Origin of the sequence: Nonomuraea sp. NPDC059007 (assembly GCF_042740555.1) — a bacterium.
GTDB lineage: Bacteria > Actinomycetota > Actinomycetes > Streptosporangiales > Streptosporangiaceae > Nonomuraea.
Genome location: NZ_JBHYJD010000006.1, coordinates 214,004 through 235,358 on the forward strand (window position 1 = coordinate 214,004; position 21,355 = coordinate 235,358).

23 protein-coding genes are annotated in these 21,355 nt (G+C 69.8%); 13 read left to right on the top strand and 10 right to left on the bottom strand.

The features are described from left to right. The first annotated feature begins 45 nt into the window (after nt 1-45). From ACFWY5_RS12185 to ACFWY5_RS12200, 4 genes are read left to right on the top strand one after another with little or no spacing between them, the layout of a single operon-like run. Complete coding sequence (locus ACFWY5_RS12185; RefSeq protein ID WP_379631718.1) at nt 46-174, top strand: hypothetical protein; 129 nt, start codon at nt 46-48, stop codon at nt 172-174. Then, nucleotides 171-539, top strand: coding sequence for a hypothetical protein (locus tag ACFWY5_RS12190; protein ID WP_379631720.1), 369 nt, complete (start codon nt 171-173; stop codon nt 537-539). The genes ACFWY5_RS12185 and ACFWY5_RS12190 overlap by 4 nt, the downstream gene beginning before the upstream one ends. 43 nt (nt 540-582) lie before the next feature. Next, the gene (locus tag ACFWY5_RS12195; RefSeq protein ID WP_379631722.1) at nt 583-879 is read left to right on the top strand and encodes a hypothetical protein; all 297 of its coding nucleotides are present in this window, start codon (nt 583-585) and stop codon (nt 877-879) included. Between the two features lie 43 nt (nt 880-922). Next, a complete protein-coding gene (locus tag ACFWY5_RS12200) occupies nt 923-1,069 on the top strand; it encodes a hypothetical protein (RefSeq protein WP_379631724.1) in 147 nt (48 codons plus the stop codon). A 51-nt stretch (nt 1,070-1,120) separates the two neighbouring features. On the opposite strand, the gene ACFWY5_RS12205 is transcribed toward ACFWY5_RS12200, so the two are convergent. Both ACFWY5_RS12205 and ACFWY5_RS12210 read right to left on the bottom strand, forming a co-directional pair. Continuing rightward, nucleotides 1,121-2,818, bottom strand: coding sequence for a hypothetical protein (locus tag ACFWY5_RS12205; protein WP_379631726.1), 1,698 nt, complete (start codon nt 2,816-2,818; stop codon nt 1,121-1,123). A gap of 80 nt (nt 2,819-2,898) precedes the next feature. After that, entirely contained in the window at nt 2,899-3,261 is a 363-nt protein-coding gene (locus ACFWY5_RS12210; RefSeq protein WP_379631728.1) for a winged helix-turn-helix transcriptional regulator, read from the bottom strand. 81 nt (nt 3,262-3,342) lie between these two features. On the opposite strand from ACFWY5_RS12210, the gene ACFWY5_RS12215 reads away from it, so the two are divergent. Together ACFWY5_RS12215 and ACFWY5_RS12220 are read left to right on the top strand one after the other, a co-directional pair. Further along, nucleotides 3,343-4,416 (top strand): hypothetical protein, encoded by a 1,074-nt coding sequence (locus ACFWY5_RS12215; protein ID WP_379631730.1) that lies wholly within the window; start codon nt 3,343-3,345, stop codon nt 4,414-4,416. A gap of 21 nt (nt 4,417-4,437) precedes the next feature. Continuing rightward, nucleotides 4,438-4,731 (top strand): hypothetical protein, encoded by a 294-nt coding sequence (locus tag ACFWY5_RS12220; RefSeq protein ID WP_379631732.1) that lies wholly within the window; start codon nt 4,438-4,440, stop codon nt 4,729-4,731. A gap of 69 nt (nt 4,732-4,800) precedes the next feature. Here ACFWY5_RS12220 and ACFWY5_RS12225 read toward each other — a convergent pair whose 3' ends face one another. Together ACFWY5_RS12225 and ACFWY5_RS12230 are read right to left on the bottom strand one after the other, a co-directional pair. Continuing rightward, nucleotides 4,801-5,067, bottom strand: a complete 267-nt coding sequence (locus tag ACFWY5_RS12225; RefSeq protein WP_379631734.1) for a hypothetical protein — start codon at nt 5,065-5,067, stop codon at nt 4,801-4,803. Between the two features lie 204 nt (nt 5,068-5,271). Further along, entirely contained in the window at nt 5,272-6,153 is an 882-nt protein-coding gene (locus tag ACFWY5_RS12230; RefSeq protein ID WP_379631736.1) for a hypothetical protein, read from the bottom strand. Nucleotides 6,154-6,936: 783 nt separating this feature from the next. Here ACFWY5_RS12230 and ACFWY5_RS12235 point away from each other — a divergent pair. Next, complete coding sequence (locus ACFWY5_RS12235) at nt 6,937-7,194, top strand: hypothetical protein (RefSeq protein ID WP_379631738.1); 258 nt, start codon at nt 6,937-6,939, stop codon at nt 7,192-7,194. Nucleotides 7,195-7,818: 624 nt separating this feature from the next. On the opposite strand, the gene ACFWY5_RS12240 is transcribed toward ACFWY5_RS12235, so the two are convergent. Genes ACFWY5_RS12240 through ACFWY5_RS12250 form a run of 3 tightly spaced genes read right to left on the bottom strand, consistent with a single transcriptional unit; the run spans nt 7,819 to nt 9,844 of the window. Then, nucleotides 7,819-8,319, bottom strand: a complete 501-nt coding sequence (locus ACFWY5_RS12240) for a hypothetical protein (protein WP_379631740.1) — start codon at nt 8,317-8,319, stop codon at nt 7,819-7,821. 38 nt (nt 8,320-8,357) lie between these two features. Continuing rightward, nucleotides 8,358-9,020 (bottom strand): PQQ-binding-like beta-propeller repeat protein, encoded by a 663-nt coding sequence (locus tag ACFWY5_RS12245; RefSeq protein WP_379631742.1) that lies wholly within the window; start codon nt 9,018-9,020, stop codon nt 8,358-8,360. After that, nucleotides 8,939-9,844, bottom strand: coding sequence for a PQQ-binding-like beta-propeller repeat protein (locus ACFWY5_RS12250; RefSeq protein WP_379631744.1), 906 nt, complete (start codon nt 9,842-9,844; stop codon nt 8,939-8,941). Before ACFWY5_RS12250 ends, ACFWY5_RS12245 begins: the two co-directional genes overlap by 82 nt. Before the next feature lie 24 nt (nt 9,845-9,868). On the opposite strand from ACFWY5_RS12250, the gene ACFWY5_RS12255 reads away from it, so the two are divergent. Further along, entirely contained in the window at nt 9,869-10,081 is a 213-nt protein-coding gene (locus ACFWY5_RS12255) for a hypothetical protein (RefSeq protein ID WP_379631746.1), read from the top strand. A gap of 132 nt (nt 10,082-10,213) precedes the next feature. Continuing rightward, entirely contained in the window at nt 10,214-10,801 is a 588-nt protein-coding gene (locus tag ACFWY5_RS12260; RefSeq protein ID WP_379631748.1) for a hypothetical protein, read from the top strand. Nucleotides 10,802-11,042: 241 nt separating this feature from the next. Here the strand turns inward: ACFWY5_RS12260 and ACFWY5_RS12265 are convergent, their stop codons facing one another. Then, on the bottom strand, nt 11,043-11,822 hold the full coding sequence (locus ACFWY5_RS12265; RefSeq protein WP_379631750.1) for a MerR family transcriptional regulator: 780 nt from the start codon (nt 11,820-11,822) through the stop codon (nt 11,043-11,045). A gap of 55 nt (nt 11,823-11,877) precedes the next feature. Between ACFWY5_RS12265 and ACFWY5_RS12270 the strand changes: the two genes are divergently transcribed. The 3 genes from ACFWY5_RS12270 to ACFWY5_RS12280 are packed head-to-tail and all read left to right on the top strand — an operon-like array spanning nt 11,878 to nt 15,711. Next, the gene (locus ACFWY5_RS12270; protein ID WP_379631752.1) at nt 11,878-13,155 is read left to right on the top strand and encodes a TIGR04013 family B12-binding domain/radical SAM domain-containing protein; all 1,278 of its coding nucleotides are present in this window, start codon (nt 11,878-11,880) and stop codon (nt 13,153-13,155) included. Between the two features lie 52 nt (nt 13,156-13,207). Continuing rightward, on the top strand, nt 13,208-14,401 hold the full coding sequence (locus tag ACFWY5_RS12275) for an FxsB family cyclophane-forming radical SAM/SPASM peptide maturase (protein ID WP_379615467.1): 1,194 nt from the start codon (nt 13,208-13,210) through the stop codon (nt 14,399-14,401). Further along, nucleotides 14,401-15,711, top strand: a complete 1,311-nt coding sequence (locus ACFWY5_RS12280) for an HEXXH motif domain-containing protein (protein WP_379631754.1) — start codon at nt 14,401-14,403, stop codon at nt 15,709-15,711. The genes ACFWY5_RS12275 and ACFWY5_RS12280 overlap by 1 nt, the downstream gene beginning before the upstream one ends. Here ACFWY5_RS12280 and fxsT (ACFWY5_RS12285) read toward each other — a convergent pair. Further along, nucleotides 15,671-18,145 carry an FxSxx-COOH system tetratricopeptide repeat protein gene (gene fxsT, locus ACFWY5_RS12285; protein ID WP_379631756.1) on the bottom strand — a complete coding sequence of 825 codons (2,475 nt, stop codon included), beginning with the start codon at nt 18,143-18,145 and terminating at the stop codon, nt 15,671-15,673. The genes ACFWY5_RS12280 and fxsT (ACFWY5_RS12285) overlap by 41 nt on opposite strands. A 326-nt stretch (nt 18,146-18,471) precedes the next feature. After that, on the bottom strand, nt 18,472-20,997 hold the full coding sequence (gene fxsT, locus ACFWY5_RS12290; RefSeq protein ID WP_379631759.1) for an FxSxx-COOH system tetratricopeptide repeat protein: 2,526 nt from the start codon (nt 20,995-20,997) through the stop codon (nt 18,472-18,474). Between the two features lie 113 nt (nt 20,998-21,110). Here fxsT (ACFWY5_RS12290) and fxsA point away from each other — a divergent pair, with 113 nt between their 5' ends. Beyond that, nucleotides 21,111-21,296 carry an FxSxx-COOH cyclophane-containing RiPP peptide gene (fxsA, locus tag ACFWY5_RS12295; RefSeq protein WP_379615475.1) on the top strand — a complete coding sequence of 62 codons (186 nt, stop codon included), beginning with the start codon at nt 21,111-21,113 and terminating at the stop codon, nt 21,294-21,296. The last annotated feature ends 59 nt before the right edge of the window (nt 21,297-21,355 follow it).

The following is a 21,355-nucleotide window of genomic DNA, read 5'->3' on the forward strand; positions in this document are numbered from 1 at the left end:
ACGGGGGCGACCATACACGCATCCATCAACGGGCAGGCCGTCATCGTGACGATGCCCGCCCAGCAGGCCACCCTGCTGGAGAACGAGCTGCTGTGGTCGGCAGGAGATGACGACCCGGTCAGCAAGCAGCTGTGGGAGACGCTCAACGAGTTCGGCGCGGGAGGCCGGTCATGACGAAGATCGACACCCGGCAGGTGCCGGCGCAGGTAGTCATCACCAGCTTCGGCTACCTGCATCAAGACGCGCCGCAGGCCGACCTCACCATCGACGCCCGCCGCGCCCTGCGCAACCCCCACCACGAGCCCAGCATGCGCGAGCTCACCGGCCACGACGCGGCCGTGGCCCGGCATGTCCTGGACACCCCGGGCGCCCGCGGCCTCATCGCCCGCACCGCGAACCTCGCCCGCGGCCTGGTCGAGGACCTGCCGCCCGGCCGCCAGGTCACCGTGGCCACCGGATGCGCCAGCGGCCGCCACCGTGCCGTTGACCGGACTACCACGCGACACGCCGTAGTGAAGCACCTCCTCTCCGCGACATAGCCGGTGCACGTTGCGCACCCCCGAGCGCAGGGAGCGCAACGACGTGAACGAACCATCTCGCGACATCCGATCGATCTGCCTGCCCCGCTGGGGACGGGTGGCCCCCGACCAGGGCGTGGTGCCTTGGCTGGTCTTCGACGACGAAGGGAGAGCCGTGCAGCCGATCCACCGGTTCCTCCTGGACTTCATTGCTCGTGACAACCGCACCGGCAGCGTCCGCAGCTACGCCTACGACCTGCTGCGCTGGTGGCGCTGGCTGCGAGTCGTCCAGGTGGGGTGGGACAAGGCGACCTCGGTTATCTTGGGTGACTCTCAGTTGTTCGGCAAGTACTTCAAGTAGTGTGGGCGGCTACTTGACGCACAGTATCTGGGGTCCGTACGGCATGTTGGGCAGGTCAGATGCGGCCGAGCGGCACTACCGGGCTGAACGGGCGGTGGCCGCCGACGAGTCGGTGTCGTGGGTGGTGGTCGATGAGGACTTCGGGTTGCATGTCGAGGCGTGCGCGTACCTGGCGGGCCGGATCGCCTGACGAACCGCCGGATGCGGGCCCGCATGTCCGGTGGTGTGAGAGGGGGACGGGTCAACCCCGTCCCCTACTCGATTCCGTGAAGGCGCCCAGGACGTCGCCGTACTCGAGGTCGCCCGCGTCCAGGTCACGGGTCTTCCCGGTGCGCACGTCCACGGCAGCCAGGTAGACCTCGTCGTCCACGTCCGAGAGGCGCACCATCACCTCGTTGGCGTTGAGCCAGCGCTCCACGGTGTCGATCTCTTGGGCACCCTCCTCGTCCGCCAGGCGCCGTAGTTTGGTGACGTGTCCGGTGCGCGTATCCAGCGTGATCACGTGCTTGTCGTCGTCGGCCACGGCGAGCGTCCGGCCGTCGGGTGAGAGCGCCGCGCCGCTGATGCCCACCTCGGCGTCGACGCGGAACCGGCGTCCGGCCAGCTTGATCTTCGTGTCCGACGAGGCCTCGCTCGCCATGGACTCGTCGATCACGCGCTTGCCGTCGTCCGTGATGGCCATGGTCCAGGCGCCGTAGGTCGTCCTGCCCTTGGTGAAGTCAAGCATCGGGCTGTCGGCGCCGCTCTGGAGGAAGTTGACCGCGAAGTAGCGGCCGTTGCGCGAGGAGACGAACTCGGGATCGGAGCCGTGCAGCTGGATCGCGAACGTCTTGTGCTTGCCGGTGGCCAGGTCGCGGACCACGTAGTCGTTCCAGGTGTCCAGGTAGGCGACGCGCCGGCCGTCCTGGCTGACGGCCACGTCCGGCACCGTCGTGGTCTGCTTGGCGGCCTGGGAGGCGTCCAGCCGCCACTCAGTGCCCGACTTGCCCACCAGCCGCCACTGGGCGCACTCCGGGGGCCTGCGCGTGTCGTAGGGGGCGTCGCTGTTGCAGAAGCCTTGATAGGCACGGCTGATCGGCTCGTCCAGGCGCTCCGGCAACGGGTCGGGCTGCGGCTCCTCGGCGGTGGGCGTGGGGTCGAGCTCTGTGGGTGTGAGGTCGGGCTCGGAGATCGGGGCGTCGGCCCGCTGGGCGGCCCTTTCCGCGCTGTTCGCCAGAGCGCTCAGCACGACTATGGTGAGCGCCACGAACGCGCCGGCGCCCGCGAAGCTCAGGGTGGTGAACACGCTCCGCATCACGAGGCGCCGCCTGAGGACCAGGCGGGGCGCGGTCTGGGCAATGTTCATGGGCACCGCGACGGGCAACTCGGCCGCCAGCCGTACCAGGGCGGGCGACGGAGCGAGCGGAGCCGGTGAGGGCGGGGCCGGCCAGGGGCTCGGGGGCGCCGCGAGGTCGTCGGCCTGCCAGGGTGCCGCCCACGGGCTGTCCCCGGGCGCTTCGATGGCCTCATGGGGCCGGAGCTCCGTGGCGGCTTCCCCGCCGAGGTCGAGGAGGTGCGGGTGGGTGGCTCGGACGCGTTCCGTCTCCTCCTGGAGCGCGCCGGGCATCCAGGTGCCGACCAACTGGGCGGCGCGGTGCGGGTCCAGGCCGTCATGGAACTGGGCGACCACGGCCACCCGCCCGAGCGGGGACATCCCGGCCAGTGGGAAGCTCGCGGGCGGCTCCGCGGGGTCGACGAGGTATGCCCGGTAGAGCGTGCTGAGCACTGCCTCGACCGGTCTGTTCCACCGGTGCACGGACCAGCGGCGGCCCGTCTTCACCAGGGCCTGGATGGCCAGGTCCCTGGCGCGTTCCGGGTCTCCTGTCAGGAGGTAGGCCGATCGGGCGAACCACTCCGCATGGCCGGCGGCGAACTGCGATAAGCCATCGTGCTTGGTCAATTGTTCGACTCCTCGTGGAGTTGATCACTTGCGTTTTAACGACTTCACGCGGTTGACCATGACGGACTCGCTGTTGGTCATTACGTTGTTGACCGGCCGACGAGATCGTCTTGATTGTCGGCGGCCCACTGCGCGAGTTGCGCCAGGGGGCCGTTCGTGAACGATTCCCCCAGCGTGGAGAGCCTGTAGACCGCGCCTGTGTGCATTGACGCTTGATCGGTGCTGCTGCCTCTCACGACGAGCCCGCGCGCCTGGAGACGTTGTAGCGCCTGAGTCAGCACCTTGTCGCTGACTCCCGCGATCCTCGTGAGCAGTTCCTTGCGTCGCGTTGGTCCCAGGCGCAGGGCCGAGAGCACGACGGGATCCCAAGCGTGGCTGATGAGTTCGGCCGCCGCGCGCACCTGACAATCGGAGACGAATGTCTGACAGGACCCCTCGAGCACGAAACCCAGTATCGCATCGGTCTCCTACCAAACGGTAGGAGCTCCGTTCGTAGCGTCCTGCTGAACGGCTACCGCGGCCAGGTGGTGGCCATCGAGGCCAACGGCGACGTGCGCGTGTGCTGGCGCGGTATCGGGCCGGGCGGGCCGCGCCTGCACACCGCGACGGTCAAGGCGAAGTTCATCGCCGGCGGCGGCCTGTCCTACGGCACCGTGATGACGGTGGCCGCCGCCCAGGGAATCACCGCCGACCACGCCCTCATCTACGGCCTGGGCTTGGATCCGCACACGCTGTACTCGGCGATGACGCACTATCGGCAGACCGCCCGCTTGTACCTGCCGCGCCAGCTGCTGGAGTCCGACGCCGACCGCGCCCGCCACGGACCCGCCCGCTCGGCGGCCGATGAGCTGCAGCGCGCCCTGGCCGCTTACGCCGCCACCCTGCAGGGCGACCGCGCCGACCGACTCCTCACCCCCGAACCCGCCCCGATCGCCGGCCAGCAGCGCCCCACCGGGACCGCCGCCCAGCGGGCCCAGACTGACCAGGAGGCCCAGGCCGCCCAGCACCGCTCCGCCGTCCTGGTCGCGCTGAGCCAGAGCGACTACCGGGTCGGGCTGCTGACCGACGACCAGCTCGCCGCACGCATGACCGCCCTGGCCCTTCAGGCCCAGACGGCGGCCGCCGACCTGGCGGCCGCCGAGCAGGACATGCGCCACTACGCCCGCCATGGCGGCGGCCCCGCCGAACGCGACCTGCAGGCCCGGCGCGAACGGCTCGCCGAACAGGTCACCCGAATCGGCGCAGCAGAAGCCGACGGCCAGCGCCTGGCCCGCGCCCGCGAGGCCCTCACCGAAGACCGGCGCCAAGCCGCCCAGCTGCGCCGCAGCGCCGCCACCATCGAAGCCGAGCTGGCCGCTCTGCGCGGGTGGCGGCCTTCCGACCGGGCCAGGCGCCGGGTCCTGGCCCAGGAACTGCCGCGCATCCGCGAGCGCCTGGCCCACCTGCAGACACGCATGGAGCCGCTCCGCCGCGGCGGCCCGGAGCTGGAACACCGCGCCCGGCGCAGCGCCGCGCAAGCCCCGCCCGCCACCGACTGGCCACAGATCCGCCGCGAGCACCAGGAGCTGACCCGCGCCGGGGAAGCCGCCGGCCGCTAAGCCCGCGGCCGCGACATCACTGTGGCCGACAGCCGCTGCGCCGCCGCCCGCCTCACCCATGAGCGCGCCCCGCGCGAACTCGACGCCGTCCAGCGCGAGAAGCTGCGCCGCCTGGACCTGGCCCCCGACCGGCGCGAGAGCGAACACGCCGCCCGCGCCCTGCACCCCAGCGGCGGCCGCGCGGCCGCCGCCCGGCTCGCATCACTCACCGGCCAAACGCCGCGCGAGCGGACTGAGCGGACCGGGCCCGTCGCCTATCGGCCGCCACCCGCTCACGAACACGACCCGCAGCTGGGCCAGGGCTTCGACCGATAGATCAGGCAGGCAGCCGCCGCGCCCGCCCAGAAGATCAGCCACGGGACAGCCAGGGCGGCGGGCGCGGGGTCAGCCTTCGGTGACGCCCAGGCCCTGGATACTGCCGGCGCGCACGTCGGCCAGCGCCATCAGGTAGCCCGTCTCCAGGGCGTGGCCGATCGCTCGCATCTGTTCCATCGTCAGGGGCAGCGAGGTTATCCCGAACCCCGACAGCTTCATCGCCACCGCGTGCTCGGCGAGCGACTCATCGCCCGCCTCGAACCGGTCGCTGTCGAAGCGCAGGGTGGCGATCGCCGAGACGATGGTCTCCAACTGTGTTTGACGGTCGTCGCTCACGAAACCTCCGAACACCAGGGGGTGAAGGATCATGGTCCCTCTGACCGTACGCCGTGTATTGCGGTGCCGGGCTGGTACGTGCCGAGCGTGCTGGCGAGCACCGTGTCCAGCGCCTGGCGGGCGGAGGTGATGCCGCGGAAGGTGGTGTGGCAGGTGCGGGGACGCTGTCTTCCCGCGACCAATCCGCAGCCCGGAAAGTCCGCCTCAGCTCTGGCGGGCACCTGGCATTACCTCCAGGCGGATGTCGTCTTCTTCCTTGAAGACGAAAGTCCGGCCATGGCCTTTGGCCCAATCGGCGGGGGTGATGACAGGAATCAGGTAGTAGGTTTCCCCGCGGATGAGCAGCAGGCGCAGACCCACATATCGGAACTTGTACGTGCCCTGGCTGAAGGACTCGCGAGCGACCCCGGGAGCGTTTATCGCCAAGGTGTCCGCGCTGTAGAGGGCCACCTGACGGTGATCGGCAGGTCTCCCGATGACGGACCAAGCCGAATGATCACCACGCTGCAAGGCATAGACCGCAGCCGCCCACAGCAAGCAGAAAATGGAAATGGCGGCAGCCATGGCGAAGGCCACTCGTCCCAGCGGCTTGGCTCTCGATGGCCAGGTGAGCAGCAGCGGCCCAATGATGGCTGGGGCCAGCAGCAGGTAGGTACTGATATGGCCGCCCGACAGTGCGGTAATGGCCAGGGCCATCGCGGCGATGGTGATGACAGCGCCGACGGCGACGGCGTTGCCCAGCAGGCGCAGGACGCGATGCGCTCGGCCAGCACTGGCGAGAGCGCGCAGCCGTGTGGGAATCAGGGGCAGCAAGGTATCCCGGTGTGTGAACATGGCCAGCGCCAGAGGGACGGCTGCCAGCCACGGCAGGTACGCAGGGGAGAACAGATTGAGCCCGTACAGCGCGTACTCGTCTGGGCGGTAGTTCAAGTCTGTCGGCCTCAACGAAAACGGCCGCAGGTAGCCGGACAGATAGGCCCAGCCCATGTAGATGAGAATGGCCGCGCCTGTGGCCACCAGCAGCGTGATCAGCCCCACGACGTCGAGCGGCCGGGGCCGATCTTTCTCGGGGGGGTCGGCCGTCATGGCGAAGCCTCGTCCGCCGGCGCATCTGGGGATGTCTCCGGGATTACCTCAGGCTCGCTCACTGAGGGAGTCGGTGTCTCCGAAGGTTCTGGGGTTGGTGCGTCTGTAGGTAGGGGAGCGGTAATAGTCGAGGACGGACTCTTCGATCGTTCCATCGACGGGCATGGCGCTGACACTGCATCTCCGCCGCCGGATAGGCATGCCTGCCTAGCGTCTGTCGGCTTGCTGTCTCTCTTGGTGGGCGACGCTGTGACGGTGGTTGTGATCGTGACCGGTGCTTCGGACCCACCGCATCCGCCCGCTCCCACCACCAGCGCCGGGATACACCCCACCACCATTGCCGTACCACGCAGCCAACGCACAGTAGTGCCCCCCTCGCCTCCAGACGGTCATCCATGCCAGAAATATCGGCGTTACAGGCTTCGGAACTAGCCACTCACCCATGACCGAAATCTCTCAGTGCCTGGCACTCACGAAGCCCCTTGACCGTACGCGGCCAGCCCGGCTTGGCCGAGGCCGGCGACGACAAGCCTCGGTCGACCACGCAGGGGGCACCCTGCGAAAGGCTGCGCCAAGCCTTACACTCGCCTGCCGCCGTTGCTTCCACGCGCCCCGATTCGGCGCGATTGTGCTCTGCAGGCTGGCGTGGGGGCCGCAGCAGCTCCCGCCGGTCCGTTGCTCCGCAGCGACCGGTCGGCAGCGTGCACACGAACACGAACGCGCGAAGCCGAAAAGGTGCAGTGCAGAACCACCCGCCCCCGCCCCGGCCCGAAGGAGTAGCTGATGCAGATCCGCCTGGTCGACCTGCCCGACGAGGTCGAACGCGCCGTCGCCCTCATCGCCGGCGTCATGACCATCGTCGAAGACTCCGGCCCCAGAGCCCGCCGCAACGGCAGCAGTCAGGTTCAGCGCTACCTCGAGGTCCGGCTGCCCGAACCGGTGCCGCCCGCACCCATCACACCCTGCCGCGCCCGCTCCGCCCGGCACACCGACCCCGGCCAGGCCGGCCCCGACCCGGTCGACCTCACCGCATGGACCTGACCCCTTGAGATCCCCCAGCCCGTTGACCTGAGCGCCTGATCGGGCACAGGATCAGAGCTCACCCGTCGCGAGGGACCACGCCAGAGCCTCTGCCCGCAACAACATCCTGGGCAAAGGCTCTGTGCGTTCATGAAGAAGGGGCCGACCGCCCTGCGAGACCGCCAGACCCCTGCGTGAGATCCCTCCGGCGCACGGGCCCGTTCCACGCCACGCTGCCCTCGCAGCCTGCCCGCCCGGACTGCGCCGCTGTGATACCACAGAATCGCGCTGGCCGGCTTTCGGGGGGAACGGCCTCGCGCTTGGAGGAGGGCAACAAAGCGCCGGTGTCTGCGTCATTCCCAGCGCTCTTGCCCGTCCCGGTCCCGGCCCGCCCGCCGGCATCCTGTAGGCGGGCCGGGACACCCGCGCCCCCTGTCGCGCACCCGGTCGCAGGACTGCTGTTGCCCGCCGCAGCGACCCGGCCGGCAAGGGCTGGGCCGAGTCTTTTCCGCTTGCTTGCCGGGTGATGTGCCGGTACGGAGCGTTTCGCGTGCGACGGCCGGGTACGGCTCGACCGCACCCTTCGGCAATCACGGAAAGTGTGGATTATTCGCATGGGTAACACCTGGAACTACCGCAAGGACGTCACGGCCGCGATCTCGCATGCCGGGCGAGATCGCGGGCCAGGTGGGCGGGACGCAGGCCGCGTGAGCGCAGGTAGCGGAAATCCTCGGCGGTGTCGTACATGAGCTGGACGTGGAAATAGTTCACATGCTCCAGCGCCGCGAACAACCCGAACGCCAGACCTGGCCAGCTGCCCGCTCCCGGATCGGTCACCACGGTCCAGACGATGAAGAGCAATCCGACGGTCAGGACGGCGACGTTGGTCCTGCGGGCGACCGCAAAGGCTCCGGCTCCAGGGAGGGATCCGCAGCGCGTGGCCAGCCCACGAAGCTTGGCGAACCAGTAACCCGCTCCCTCCAACAGGACAAGCGTGAACAGCGCGAAGCCCACGCTGTTCGCCGCTGTCACCGGAAACCCGACCACGCCGAACCAGATCACCGCCTGCAACGGGATGTTAAGCAACTCGAGCCACGCCAGCGAACGCAGCCGTCGCCGGATCCAGGAGCGGGAGCGGTGATTCACCTACCGACTATGGCATGGCAGACACGCTCCGCTACACCTCACCCGGAGTGGTGTCTGAAGCGTGGCTCAGTGGATGGCGTAGACGTTGACTGCCCCGACGTACAGCCGATCTCCCGCCGTGACCAGGGCAGGGGTGAACCCCTCGCCATACTCGTAGCTTTTCCGGCGCGTGCCGGTCGCCGCGTCGAGTTGCCGGAGTGTTCCGCCGCTCGCCGCATACAGGAAGTCGCCTGCCAGCAGCAGGGCAGCGTCGGCCCCTCGGCCGCCGACTCACCGTCGAGGACCTGGGTCCATCGGCGCCAGCCGGTCGTCGTGTCCACCGCGTCCACGTGGACACCTTCGAATTCGGCGCGCCCCAGGTAGACGGTGCCGCCGGCGACGGTCATGGCTTGCGCGGAGTCGCCGTCGCGGTCGGTCGCGAACGACCACAGCGCTTCGCCTGTGGCCGCGTCGAGCTTGTGCAGCGCACCGCCGCCACTAACGTAGACCTCGCCGCCGTCGGCCCACGGACCGGCGAGGATCGGGGCACCGACGGGGAACTGCCACCTGGGGCTACCGGTGATTCGGTCGAACGCGTGGAGCCGGTCGTCGGCGCCCGCGACGAAGACGGTGTCACCGGTCACGGCGACACCGTCCGACCCGGCGCCCTGTTCGATGCGCTGGCGCCAGCGCGGGTTGCCCGACCCGGCATCCAGCGCCACCAGCCCCCGCTGTCGGTGACATAGACAAGGTCGCCCGCTGGGTGCGGGATGACGTCGTCGATGCTGGCGCTCGGTCTGGCCGTCCATCGGGTACGGCCGCTCGCCGTGTCGAAGGCGACCATCTGTGTGTCGTGGGTCCAGGCGTAGACCGTGCGCGAACCGACCGCGAGACCGTCCACCCATTCAAGCCTGTGGCTCCACCGCGTGCGGCCCGTGGCGCCGTCCAGCGCGACGACCCGATTTCCGCTGGCGACGTGCACGGCGCCATCCGCAGCAACGGGCCCAACAGCAGAGTCCGCAAACATCCCGATCTGGCGGCTCCAGCGCAGAGCGCCGGTCTCGGCGTTCAAGGCGTAGTAGTCGCCGCCACCACCCGCGTACACGCTGCCATCCACGGCCACCACCTTGCTGATGGGCTCGTCGGCGGGGAAGCTCCAGCCTGCCTGCGGCGCGGGGGGCATGACCGTGCCCGGCGCGTAGCGGTCCAGCAGGTTGCGCAGCAGCGGGGTGAGCAGGCGCAGGGCCCGCCGCGAGGTGGAGGTCAGCTGGAACAGCACGGGACCCGCGATGACGACGGACTCGCTCATGCTTCCGTCGGGTCCGGTCAGCACGTACGATTTGCTGTTGCGGGTCTCGATGGCGGGGTCGTCGTGGCCGGTCAGGTCATAGCTGCCGGTCTGCTCGCTGCTGCCGGGGCCGAATGTTCGCCGCGCCTCCGCCGAGTTCGGGAACATCCAGGCGACCGTGATGGACACGGCCGCGCCGCGCAGGCCGCCCGGCAGCGGCTGTGCCGGGCACGCCGCGCCCTGGCCCTCGCCGAGCACGCCGGCCACCCGGGTGCGGCCGCCGTGCACGCGCTGGCCGCCGCGCGCCACACCGCCGACCTGGCCGCCATCGCCGCCGCGGCCGGCGACCCCACGACCAGCCGGCAGCGGCTGTACGGCGGGCAATCCACGATCGCCACCCTCATCACCACCGCCGACGGCCGCCGCCTGATCCACAAACAACCCCACCCCACCAGGAAGACGAGCGCGCGGAGTGGCGGGTGGTTCTGTCGGTGACAAGTGACAGCGTTTGCCGGTCGCCTGCGACAGCGATCGTTTCCGCAGCTAGCTGATGTCGCTGAGAAGTAAGAGCGCTCCGGGGCTTGCGGTGAGAGCATTGACGTGCTTCCACCGGATGAGGTGGCGTCGGTGCAGCCCAAGACCAAAGTCGAGTTGTACGCGGCGATCCGCCGCGACTCTCGCGCTGGGCTGTCCATCCGGGCCATTCAGAGCAAGCACAACGTGGGCTTCCGCACCGTGGAGAAGGCGCTGGCCTCCGTCTGGCCTGAGCCGCGTAAGTCGTTGCCGCCCCGGCCATCTCGGCTGGATCCGTTCAAGCCGCTGATCGATCAGATGCTGCGGGCGGATCTGGACGCGCCGCCTAAGCAGCGGCACACCGCCAGGCGCATCTTCGACCGGCTGGTGGAGGAGAACGACGCGACCGAGATCTCGTACGGGATCGTCCGCGTCTATGTCGCCAAGCGCCGCCCGCAGATCCGATTAGAGGCGGGCCGGGCGTCGGCGGAGGTCTTCATCGAGCAGAGCCAGCCACGGCCCGCCCGGAACGTCCTCGGCCAGCAACTGACGGCGCGCGCCGTCCAAGGTCTTCTCACTCACGCCCAGCACGTCGGCCACCCAGCAGCGCCGCGCGTAGGCCGGAGCCCGGCCGCCGTCCAGGACACGGGGCATCAACGTCTCGTACAGCGCCCAGGCGGCCACCGCCAGAGCGTCATGTGAAGGCGAGCGCAGCAGGGAACGAGGCACCTGCACATGTCCCCGCGGCACCGATCAAGAAGAGGGCGCGGCCGCATCGCCGCGCGCCGGCTCTTCCTGACGAGCTGCGCCAGACGCCGTCACTTGGCCCCACCCACGCACGGAGCGGCTGCCAAGGACATCAAGATCATTCCGCGAGCGGCGGCATTCTCGGGCCTCGGCTGGCACACCGTGGCATACGCCAAGCGTCAGACAGCAGCCGTCGTCACAGGTCAGGCAAAGGTTCGGACTCGTGCCGCGCCGCGTTGGCGTGGATGGCGTCCCTGATGTACTGGGTCAGTCCCTCGGCCAGTGGCTCGTAGTTGGCCGCGAACCGAGGGTCGGCCACGTACATGTCGCCGAGTCCGCGGTGGATCTCGAAGGTGCAGTCGTAGCACCAGCGGGTGAGGTGCTGCCGGTGTTCCTCGGCCAGGTCCATGGCCCGCGGGCCGTCGGCGGGCGCGCCCGCCTGGTACGCCTCGGCCAGCGCACGGGCCACGGCCCCGCCCTCCTCGGTGAACTTCACCCAGTCGGCCTTCGTCATGTTCGCCATGCGCGTGCGGGACTGCTCGTAGGCCGTGCCGCCGCCCCAGCGCCGCTCCGCCTCCTCGGCGTGGTCCTCGGGGCGGAAGTCCCCGAACACCTCGAAACGCTCCTCGGGCGTCAGGTTGATGCCCATCGTCCGTGCCTCCATCTCCTTCTCGATGGCCGCGGTCAAGTTCTTGAGCCGGTCGATGCGCCGCACGAGCAGTTCGTGCTGGCGCCGCAGGTGCGTCATCGCGCTCGCGTCCGGCCGGTCGAGGATGACCGCGATCTCCTCCAGGGGGAACCCGAGCTCGCGGTAGAACAACACCTGCTGGAGCCGGTCCAGGTCGGACTCGGTGTACCTGCGGTAGCCCGCCGCCGTGCGCTCACCCGGGCTGAGCAGCCCGATCTCGTCGTAGTGGTGGAGCGCGCGCACGGTGACACCGGCGAGCCTGGCGACCTGGCCGACCGAGTAGCTCATGTCAGAAGTCTGCGGCCTCACGCTACGTGAGGGTCAACCGCGTAGCCTGGCCTGCATGCCGTACCGAGTGAGCGTGGTCGTGCGTTACCGCAAGGCGGTGACCTACGGCGTGCACGCGCTGCTGGCCGCGCTCGAGCGTGCGGGGGCGGAGTGCGAGATCCACTTCGGCGCGTCCGCGGCGGAGACGGCGGCGCTGGTCGCGGCGAGCGGCGGCGAGCGGGTGCTGGTCCTGTGGTCGTTCTACTCCCCCGACGCCGAGGCGATGGCCGCCGAGCTCGCGGAGGTGCGCGCGCTGGGCGACGACTCGCGCGCTCTCCACATCGCGGGCGGGGTTCACGCCACCGCCGAGCCGCAGCAGGTCATCGACGCCGGATGGGACCTGGCGGCGATCGGCGAGGGCGAGTCCACGATCGTGGCGCTGGTGGCGGCGCTGCGCGCGGACTCTCCGCTGCGCGAGGTCCCCGGCCTGGCCCTGCGCGACCACGACGGCGTGGCCCTGCGCACCCGCCCGGCCCCGCAGCTCCCGCTGGACGCCTACCCGTCCTTCCCCGACCGGCGGCGCAACTTCGGCCCCATCGAGATCACCCGCGGCTGCCGCTTCTGCCAGACGCCGTTCATGTTCGGCGCGCAGTTCCGCCACCGGTCCGTGGAGTCGGTGCGCGAGCACGTCCGGCTGATGACCGCGCACGGCCTGAAGGACGTGCGCTTCATCACCCCCACCTCCCTCTCGTACGGCGCGCCCGGCCCGGACCCCGACCTGGACCGCGTCGAAGAGCTCCTGGACGGCGTCCGCTCCGAGCTGCCGGCCCACGGCCGCGTCTTCTTCGGCAGCTTCCCCTCCGAGATCCGCCCCGAGCACGTGACGCCGGAGGCGATGCGCCTGCTGAAGCGGTACGTGGCCAACGACAACATCATCATCGGCGCCCAGTCGGGCTCCGACCGCGTCCTCGACGCCTCCGGCCGCGGCCACGGCGTGGAGCCCGTGCGCGCCGCGGTGCGAATCGCCATGGAGTACGGCTTCCGCCCCAACGTCGACTTCATCTTCGGCATGCCGGGCGAGTCGGCGGCCGACCAGTCCGACTCCCTGAAGCTGGCCGCGGATCTGGCCGGAATGGGCGCCCGCATCCACACGCACACGTTCATGCCGCTGCCGGGCACGCCGTGGCGCGACGCCGAGCCCGCGTTCATCCCGATATCCACGATGACCGAGCTCGACCGCCTGGCCCAGCGCGGCGACGCGTACGGCCATTGGCGCAGGCAGGCCGAGCACGCCACCCGGCTGGCGGAGACGGCCAGGTCGTATCCGCGAAGGACGCCGCGCCGCCGTACCTGACGACTGTGTTTTTCGATGCGTCCAAAGTGGTACAGGGGTAAGGTTCGGCCACGTGTCATCCTCGAATGGAGACTGGCCGGGCGGTGTAAAGCCCCAGGTCACGGCGCCGTGGCCTTTGTGTCAGTTCGTCCTAAAAATACATAGTAGATGTGACTTGAGGTGCGATTATTGTTATGTCTACGAAATGGCCGACCAGAGCTGGAAAGAGCAGCCGCGTCGGATTTCGAAAGACGTCATCGCACACACGGCTTCCCGGATCGCTGAGCACGCGCACGCGCACCGGCTGCCCTCCGTCCACCTGATCCTGCACGGCGGGGAGCCGCTGCTGGCCGGTGCCGATCACATCGCCCACGCCGTGCGCTCCGTCCGGCAGGCTCTGGGGCCGGAGGTCCGGCTCAACGTCAGCCTGCAGACGAACGGGATGCGTCTCGACGAGGCCTACCTGAAACTCTTCGACGACCTCGGGATCCGCGTCGGCGTCAGCCTGGACGGCGGCGCCGACGATCATGACCGGCACCGGCGGCGGCGCGACGGACGCGGCAGCCACGCGACCGTGTCCGCCGCGCTCGGGCTGCTCTCCGAGCGCTACCCGCACCTGTACGCCGGCCTGCTCTGCACCGTCGACCTCGACAACGACCCGATCGCCACCTACGAGGCCCTGCTCAAGTCCGAGCCGCCCAGGATCGACTTCCTGCTGCCGCACGGCAACTGGGCCGAGCCACCACCCGGCCTGCCCGCCGAAGGCGGCGCGACGCCGTACGCGGACTGGCTGATCCCGATCTTCGACCGATGGTACGACGCCCCGCGGCAGGAGACCGAAGTACGGCTTTTCGCCGACATCCTGCACCTGCTCATGGGCGGAACGTCATCCAGCGAGTCCCTCGGACTCGGCCCGGCCCGGATGGCGGTGATCGAGACCGACGGCGGCGTCGAGCAGTCCGACACCCTCAAATCCGCCTATCCCGGCGCTCCCGCCACCGGTTTCCACGTCGCCCGCGACACCTTCGACGCCGTGCTGCGGCATCCGGCCGTCATGGCCCGTCAGCTCGGCGCCGACGCCCTGGCGCAGGAGTGCCGGGGCTGCCCGATCGTGTCGGTCTGCGGCGGCGGGCTCTACGCGCACCGCTACGACCCGGCCAACGGCTTCGGCAATCGCTCGGTGTACTGCGCCGACCTGTTCCGCCTGATCACCCATGTTCGCGGCAGAGTCCAGCGCGACGTCGCCACTTTGATGGAAGGCCGCTGATGAACCTCAAGCACCATGTCATCCCGGACGAGCACTTCCTGGCGCTGGGCGCGGGCGAAGGGGGCGCGCGGGCGGCCCGGCTCCTGTCCGACGCCCAGTACAGCAAGCACCTGCTGCTCGTCGCCGGTCTGGCCGACGGCGCCGCGCGGGCGTACCGGCTGCTGGGCGAGGCCCAGCGGCACCGGCCGGAAGCGGCGCAGGCCGTGCTCCGCCATCCCGCGGTCGGCGCCTGGGCCTGGCGCACCTACCACGCGCGGGTGACGGGCTCCGGCGGGCACTCCGCCGCCCGCCTCGCGGCGGTTGCCGCCGCCGCCGCGGTCCGTTCCGGCATGGACTTCGAGGTCGAGCTGCCCACGGAGGCGGGCGGTCTCGTGCTGCCGTCGCTCGGCCGCGCCGTACTCGACGATCCTCTTGTGACGGTACGACGGGTCCGCGGCGGACCGGCGCAGGTGGTCGGCGCCGGCACGGTACGCATCCCCGATGACCCCCACCGCGACGCCCCCGGCTGGCAGGCGATGCGCTACCTGGAAGCCGAGGCCCAGGGCAGAACACTCCGGCTCTGCGTCGACGACCTCGACCCGTACCGGATGCCCGGCGCCAGGCTCGCCGCCGACCGGCTGTCCGCCGACGAGCTGATCGTCTGGCAGGAGGCGCTGCGGCGGGCATGGGACCTGCTGCTGACCCATCACCGGACCGTCGCGGAGGAGGTGTCCGTGGCCACGCGGGTGCTGACGCCCCTGACGCACATCCCCGGTGACCAGATCAGCGGCAGTTCCCGTGAGGCGTTCGGCTGCGTCGCGCTGTCCACGCCGCCCGACGCGACGACGCTGGCCCTGACGTTCGCGCACGAGGTCCAGCACGGCAAGCTGGCGGCGCTGCTCGACGTGATCCCCCTGCTCAGGCCGTCGGCCGGCCGGCGCTACTACGCGCCCTGGCGCAATGATCCCCGCCCGCTGGGCGGCCTCTTCCAGGGAGCGTACGCCTACGTCGGCGTCAGCGGATTCTGGCGCAGGCAGCGCCGCCACGAGCAGGGGGCGGGCGCGCTCGCCGCGAGCGCCGAGTTCTACCGGTGGCGGGAGGCCGCGGAAGGGGCCACCCGGGTGATCGCCGAGAGCGGGTTCCTGACCCCGCCCGGCGAGCGGTTCGTCGCCCGGATGGCCGCGACGCTGGACGCCTGGAGGGACGAGGAGGTCTCCGCCGAGGCCGTGGAGAAGGCGCACCAGGACGCGGCGGCCCACCGGCAGACGTGGGAGGAGCGTAATGGAACGGTCACGCCGTCGACTCCAGGCGGCGTGACAGTTCCTGGATGAAGTCGCGGGCGTCTCCCCAGAAGACGGCGGCGCGCATGTTCAGCCGGGCGATCCGGGCCAGGTGGTAGTTTCTGGCGGCCTCCTCCATCCCGCCGGGGCCCGGATCGTACAGCACCATGACGATGTTCCTCCTGGGGGTGGAAACACCTGACAGGAGGGACATCAGCAGGTCGAACGCCGACGACCGCGGGTTGTAGCCGATCATCAGGAACGGGTTGGTCACCAGCGCCCCGACGATGTCGGCCGACCCTCTGTCGTACTCGACCCGCAGGCACCTCATGCGGTCGGTCTGGGACAACACCAGCGAGCCCGGCTGGTCGTACGATCCGGCCAGGTGGCAGACCAGGGGCCGCTCGGGGGTGGGCGCGATCACGGGCTCGGCCGTGGACAGTTCCGGGCGCCACGGCAGCACCTTCATGACCGGTTCCCTGCCCGCGCGGGCCAGCGACTGGGTGAGCTGGTCATGGTAGCTGGTGGTCAGATAGGACGTGGCGGGCACCTTCGCGAGAAACGCGTGCGGGTCCTCTTCCTCACGCTGCTCCCACGTCGCCCGGAGTCCGGTCAGGATCTCCTCGGCCATGGCCGCCTGGTCCGGCAGCGTCACCGCGTAGTCGAGGATCGACTCGAAGTTCCACGCGTCCGCGAACGGGTAGCCGAGCCGGCTGGCCCACTCCCAGCTCATCGCCCGGATCCGGGCGGCCTTCTCCCAGGAGATGTCGGCGCCGACGATCGGCGTGCAGTCGCCGGTGGTCACCTGGTAGACGAGCCTGGCCCAGTCGTCGCTCTCCATCTCCCTGGCCATCAGCGCCCTGCGGGCCGAGGAGGGGGCGGGCGACGGCGGCGGGGCCGTATCGCCGGGAACGGCGGGGTGCGTACCGGGTTCGGGGGCGACGCCGCTGTAGCGTTCGGCGCTCTCGCCGTCGTTGATCGCCCGGAAGTACGTGATCAGCCGGGCGACGAAACCCAGGACGCCCTCGTCCGCCGAGTCGGCCAGGGACGACGCCTCGGCGTGTCCGGCCAGTTCGGCGTATCTGGGGAAGTTCGCCCGGTTCTCCGGGTCTCCGCAGTCGGATCCGGCCAGCAGCCGGTGGACGTCGTGCCGTACCCGCTCCTGTTCCTGGACGGTCATGCGCTCCTTCACCGTCGACTGGAGCAGGCGGTGCACCTGGATCGTGCCCCGGCTGGCCAGCCGGACGAACCCGTAGCGGGTGAGCGCCCTGATCGCGTTGTCGGCCAGCACGGGATCCTGGAACACCGCGGCCGACTCGCCCGGCAGCGGCAGCGACCCCTGGCGAAGCAGGCCGCGCGAGATCGACTCCGGCCGGAGGAACGCGCAGCACCGCAGCAGGTGGAGTCCCTCCGGGCAGGTCTGCCTGAGCGTCTCGAACCCGAGATCCCATGCCGAGGCCAGGCCGCGCCCGTAGTCGACCGGCGGATGCTTGTCCAGCATGCGGCCGGGCTGTTCGTGCAACCGCGCCAGGTAGGCCCCGGGCGCCAGGCCGGAGCCCTTGATGTACGTGATCGCCTGTACGAGGCCCAGCGGCATGTCCTCCAGTTCCCCCGCCACCTGCCCGGCCTCCTCGACGGACATGCCGGGCACGCGGCGCGTGAGCAGTTCGACACTGTCCTCCCGCTCGAACACGCCCACCTCGATGGGCACCGCGACCTCTTCCCAGGCGGGCTCGCGCGAGGTGATGAGCACGTGCCCCGGCCCGGAACGCGGCAGGAACGACCCCACGCTCTCCGGGTGCCCGGCGTTGTCGAAGATGAGCAGCCACGGGCTCCAGCGGGAGTCCTCTCGCAGCATCTTCAGCGTCCTGGAGACGATCTCCGCCTCGCCGATGCCCTCGTCCAGCCGCCTGCCGAGAGAGGCCAGATCGGTCCTGATCAGGCTCGGCTGCTCGGCCCTGACCCACCAGACGGCCATGTACCTGGACGAATGCCGATGGATGTATTCGGAGGCGAGCTGGGTCTTGCCATGGCCACCGGGCCCGACCAGGCACACCGGCCAGTCGGTCTGCGCGACCATCGCGGCGTCCAGATCGGCCAGCAGGCTGGTGCGGCCGGAGAAATGACCCCTGACCGGCGGCGAACCGCCCCCGAGAATCCGCGGCAGGTCCTCCTGCTCCCCCGTCCTGCTCATGGTCGCGGAGACGCTCCGGTGCCGGTCCAGCCACCCCCGTACGCACGCTTCCTCGTCGTCTGCGAGCCCCAGCCCGTTCTCGCGCCCGAAGGCGAGGCAGGCGCGGACGTACGCGTCGACGAGCAGCCACGAGGGCGGCCGCTTGCGATCACCTTCCAGCAGGCTCTGCACGGTGCTGGGGGCCAGCCGCTCGGGATTCAGCCGGCGCAGTTCGCGGTAGGAGGGGCTGCCGACCTGCCGTCGTAGTTCGCTCATGGCGGCGATGAACGCCTGGAGGGGCTCTTCTGGCATCGGCCCTGCCTATCCGAACTCGTCCATGATTATCCACTTTATCGGCGCATTTCCCCAAGGAGGTGTTCCTGATTGTCCAGACTGTTCCGGCATCGATCCGCATCATTGCGGGACACCTCCGCGCCCGGCTTCCCTGAATACAGGACGCATCACAAGGGAGGCACAATGTGGCCCGAAATTGCCCTCTTCCTGTCGGCCGCCGCTTTTCTCGCACAGGCGCTGCGATTCCTGGTCCTGTTCCTGGGGTTCAGGCTCGCGCTCGGAAAGGCACGCCAAAGAGACCACGCGAGCCTGTATCGCGACTTCGCCAAGGCCGTAAGACCGGATCAGATGGGTGGCGGGTCGAAGTCGCAGTCCATTCGCGCGTCCTGCTCCAAGGCCAGCCGGGCGTCCGGGTGATCGGTGCCCATGCCCTCGGCATAGCCTCGCTGGGCCTCGGCGTGCAGCGCGTCCGCCTCCTCCGTCCGGCCGGAGGCGCGTGTGTCGAGGACCAGATTCGTCAGGCAGGCGAGCAGCAGCGGGTACTCGCGCGTGACGATCCGCCGCAGCCTGGTCATAGTCTCGATGCCCGATTGCCGGGCCGATTCGTACTCGCCCAGCGCCGCATGGTCGCTGGCCAGGTTGATGGCGCAGGTCAGGGCGTAGTGATGGTCACGTCCGAGGCGCTCGTCGAGGCCGATCAACGCCCGCTCGTTGGAGCGCCTGGCCGCCTCGGGGTCGCCGCGGAGCCGCTGCAGGATCGCGAGGTTGGTCGCGCAGCCGTACACGTAGGGGTGGTTCTCACCGTAGACGGCCTCGTACATCGCGACCGCCTGCTCGGCGATCGCGTAGGCGGCGGCGATGTCGCCGGTCGCGCGCAGCACGTTGGACAGGTTGCTGGCCGCCGCGACGGTCTCCGGGTGGTGGTCGCCCATGATGCGCTGCAGGCGGGAATGAACGTCCTTGGCGAGTTCGAGCGATCCGTCGAGGTCGCCCGCCCGGCGCTTGGCGATCGACAGGTCGCGGGCCGTGCGCAGCGTCCACAGGTGCTCGGCGCCGAGTTCCTGCACCCCGTAGGCGTAGGCGTCCTCGCCGAGGTCGACGGCCTCTCGCGAGTCGCCCGTCAGGCGGACGGCCCTGGCCAGGCCGTTCCAGCTGTTGAGGACGTCGGCCTCGCCGATCCGCTCCTCGCTCTCGCTCTGCTTGCGGTGCACGGTGTCGTGCAGGCTCCTGGCCGCCTGGTAGTCGCCGTTGAGCCCGTAGTCGATGGCCAGGTTGTTCATGATCTGCAGGGTCGCCGCCGCCTGCTCGCCGAACGCGGTCGTGTGCTGGGACTGCAGCCTCTCGTCCAGTTGCTGCGCCGCCGACCAGTCCCCCATGGCCCGCAGGTCGGCCGCGAACCCGCTGCTGAGCACCAGCGTCTCGCGGTGCTCGGGACCCAGAACCTCGGTCATCTTGGTCAGCGTGGCGCTGTCGAGATCGTAGGCGGCGCGGTATTCGCCCAGCTCGCGGATGATCCCGCCGAGGTGGCGCTGGGCGATCAGCACGTCCGGATGGTCCGGCCCCGACACCTCGGCCCACCGCCGTACGAACTGCTCGGCGAACGAGCGCGCCGACTGGTAGCTGCCCGACCGGTAGAGGTAGTAGATGACGTCGCGCGCCATGCCCCGCACCGCCGGATCGGGGCAGTCCTCCACCTGTGAAGGCAGGATGTGCGCGATCAGCTCGTTGTAGCGCTGCCAGCTGGCCGTCTCGTCGGGCGTTCTCGGAGCGGCTCCGGCCAGCAGGAGATGCACTTCGTGCCGGTACCGGCTGCGTTCGTCCTCGTCCAGTTCGTCCCGCAGGAGCGCCTGGACCAGCCGGTGCACCTGGATCGTGCGCGCCTGCGAGTCGATGGCCGCCAGCGCGAACCTGCCCAGTTCCCTGATCGCCCTGGTCAGCAGGATCGTGTCACCGAAGATGCCGCTCAACCTCAGGTCGGACGCCTGGTGGCCGGCCCGGCGGAAGACGTCGCGCGGGATCGGCTCCGGGCCGAAGAACGCGCAGCAGCGCAGCACGTCGACGGCCTCGGGAAGCTTGCTGCGCAACTGCCCCACCGAGAGCGCCCAGGCGGCGGTCATGGGCATCGGGTACTCCGACGGCTTGCTCTCCGAGAGCAGGGCGCTGGTCTGCTCCTTCAGCAGCCGCAGGTAGTCGTCCACCGAGATGCCGGTCTCGACGTGCAGCGCACCCGCCTGTTCCAGCGCGAGAGGAAGATCACCCAGCTGCTCGGCCAAGCGGTCCGCGTCACTGTCGGACAGCGACGCCCGCCTGGACAGGAACTCCACGCTCTCCTCACGGCGGAAGACGTCCACCGGCACGGTGTCGACGATGCCCTGCCAGCGGTGGTTGCGCGAGGTGATGATCACCTGTCCGGGCCCGCGCGGGATGAGGTCGCTGATCTCCTCCGGCTGGTCGGCGTTGTCGAAGACCAACAGCCATCGGTCGTACGGCTCGCCGCGCCGCAGGGCGTCGAGCACCGCGTCCGCCGCGTCCTCGGCCCCGCTTCTGGTCGCGGCCTGCAGCCCCAGGTGCGGCGCCAGGCCCGCCAGCGACGACTTGACCAGGACGGGCTGGTCCGCCGGGATCCACCAGACCACGTCGTACTCGGACCGGAACCGGTGGGCGTACTCGACCGCGAGTTGTGTCTTGCCCACGCCGCCCAGCCCGTGCAGGGCGTGCGGGACCACGGCGGTCACCTCGGTGGACAGGCCGGCGTGCAACCGCTCCAGCAGGATGGACCGACCGGTGAAGTTGACGTTGCGGGGCGGGATCTTGCCCCAGATCTCGGGAATCCGCCCAGCTCTGACCTTCTCTGGCCGTGAACCTGACATCACGCCTCCGAGGGGGATCGTCCACCCGATAATAGAGGCTTAGCCTTTCCGACTCCTAGGACACATTTGCCGTTATCCTTTTGCGGACAGGGTTCCGGATCGTAAGGGCTTCAATGAGCGATGAGCAGGCCGAGCCAGGCCTAGTCGATGTGAGTGGCTTGTCGCTGGTCGAACTCGACAAACTGGACAAGTCAGCACTTTCCCATGCTCTGCGCGCATTGATGCGGGTGGGCGAAGATGCGATGGGGCCGATCTCCGGGTTCAGCCAGAGCATCGACGGCCACGTCACCGCCAGTTAAAAATAGGGGACATACCTCGTGCTCCACGCCCTCGTCGTGCCAGGAGAGCAGGTCGTCCC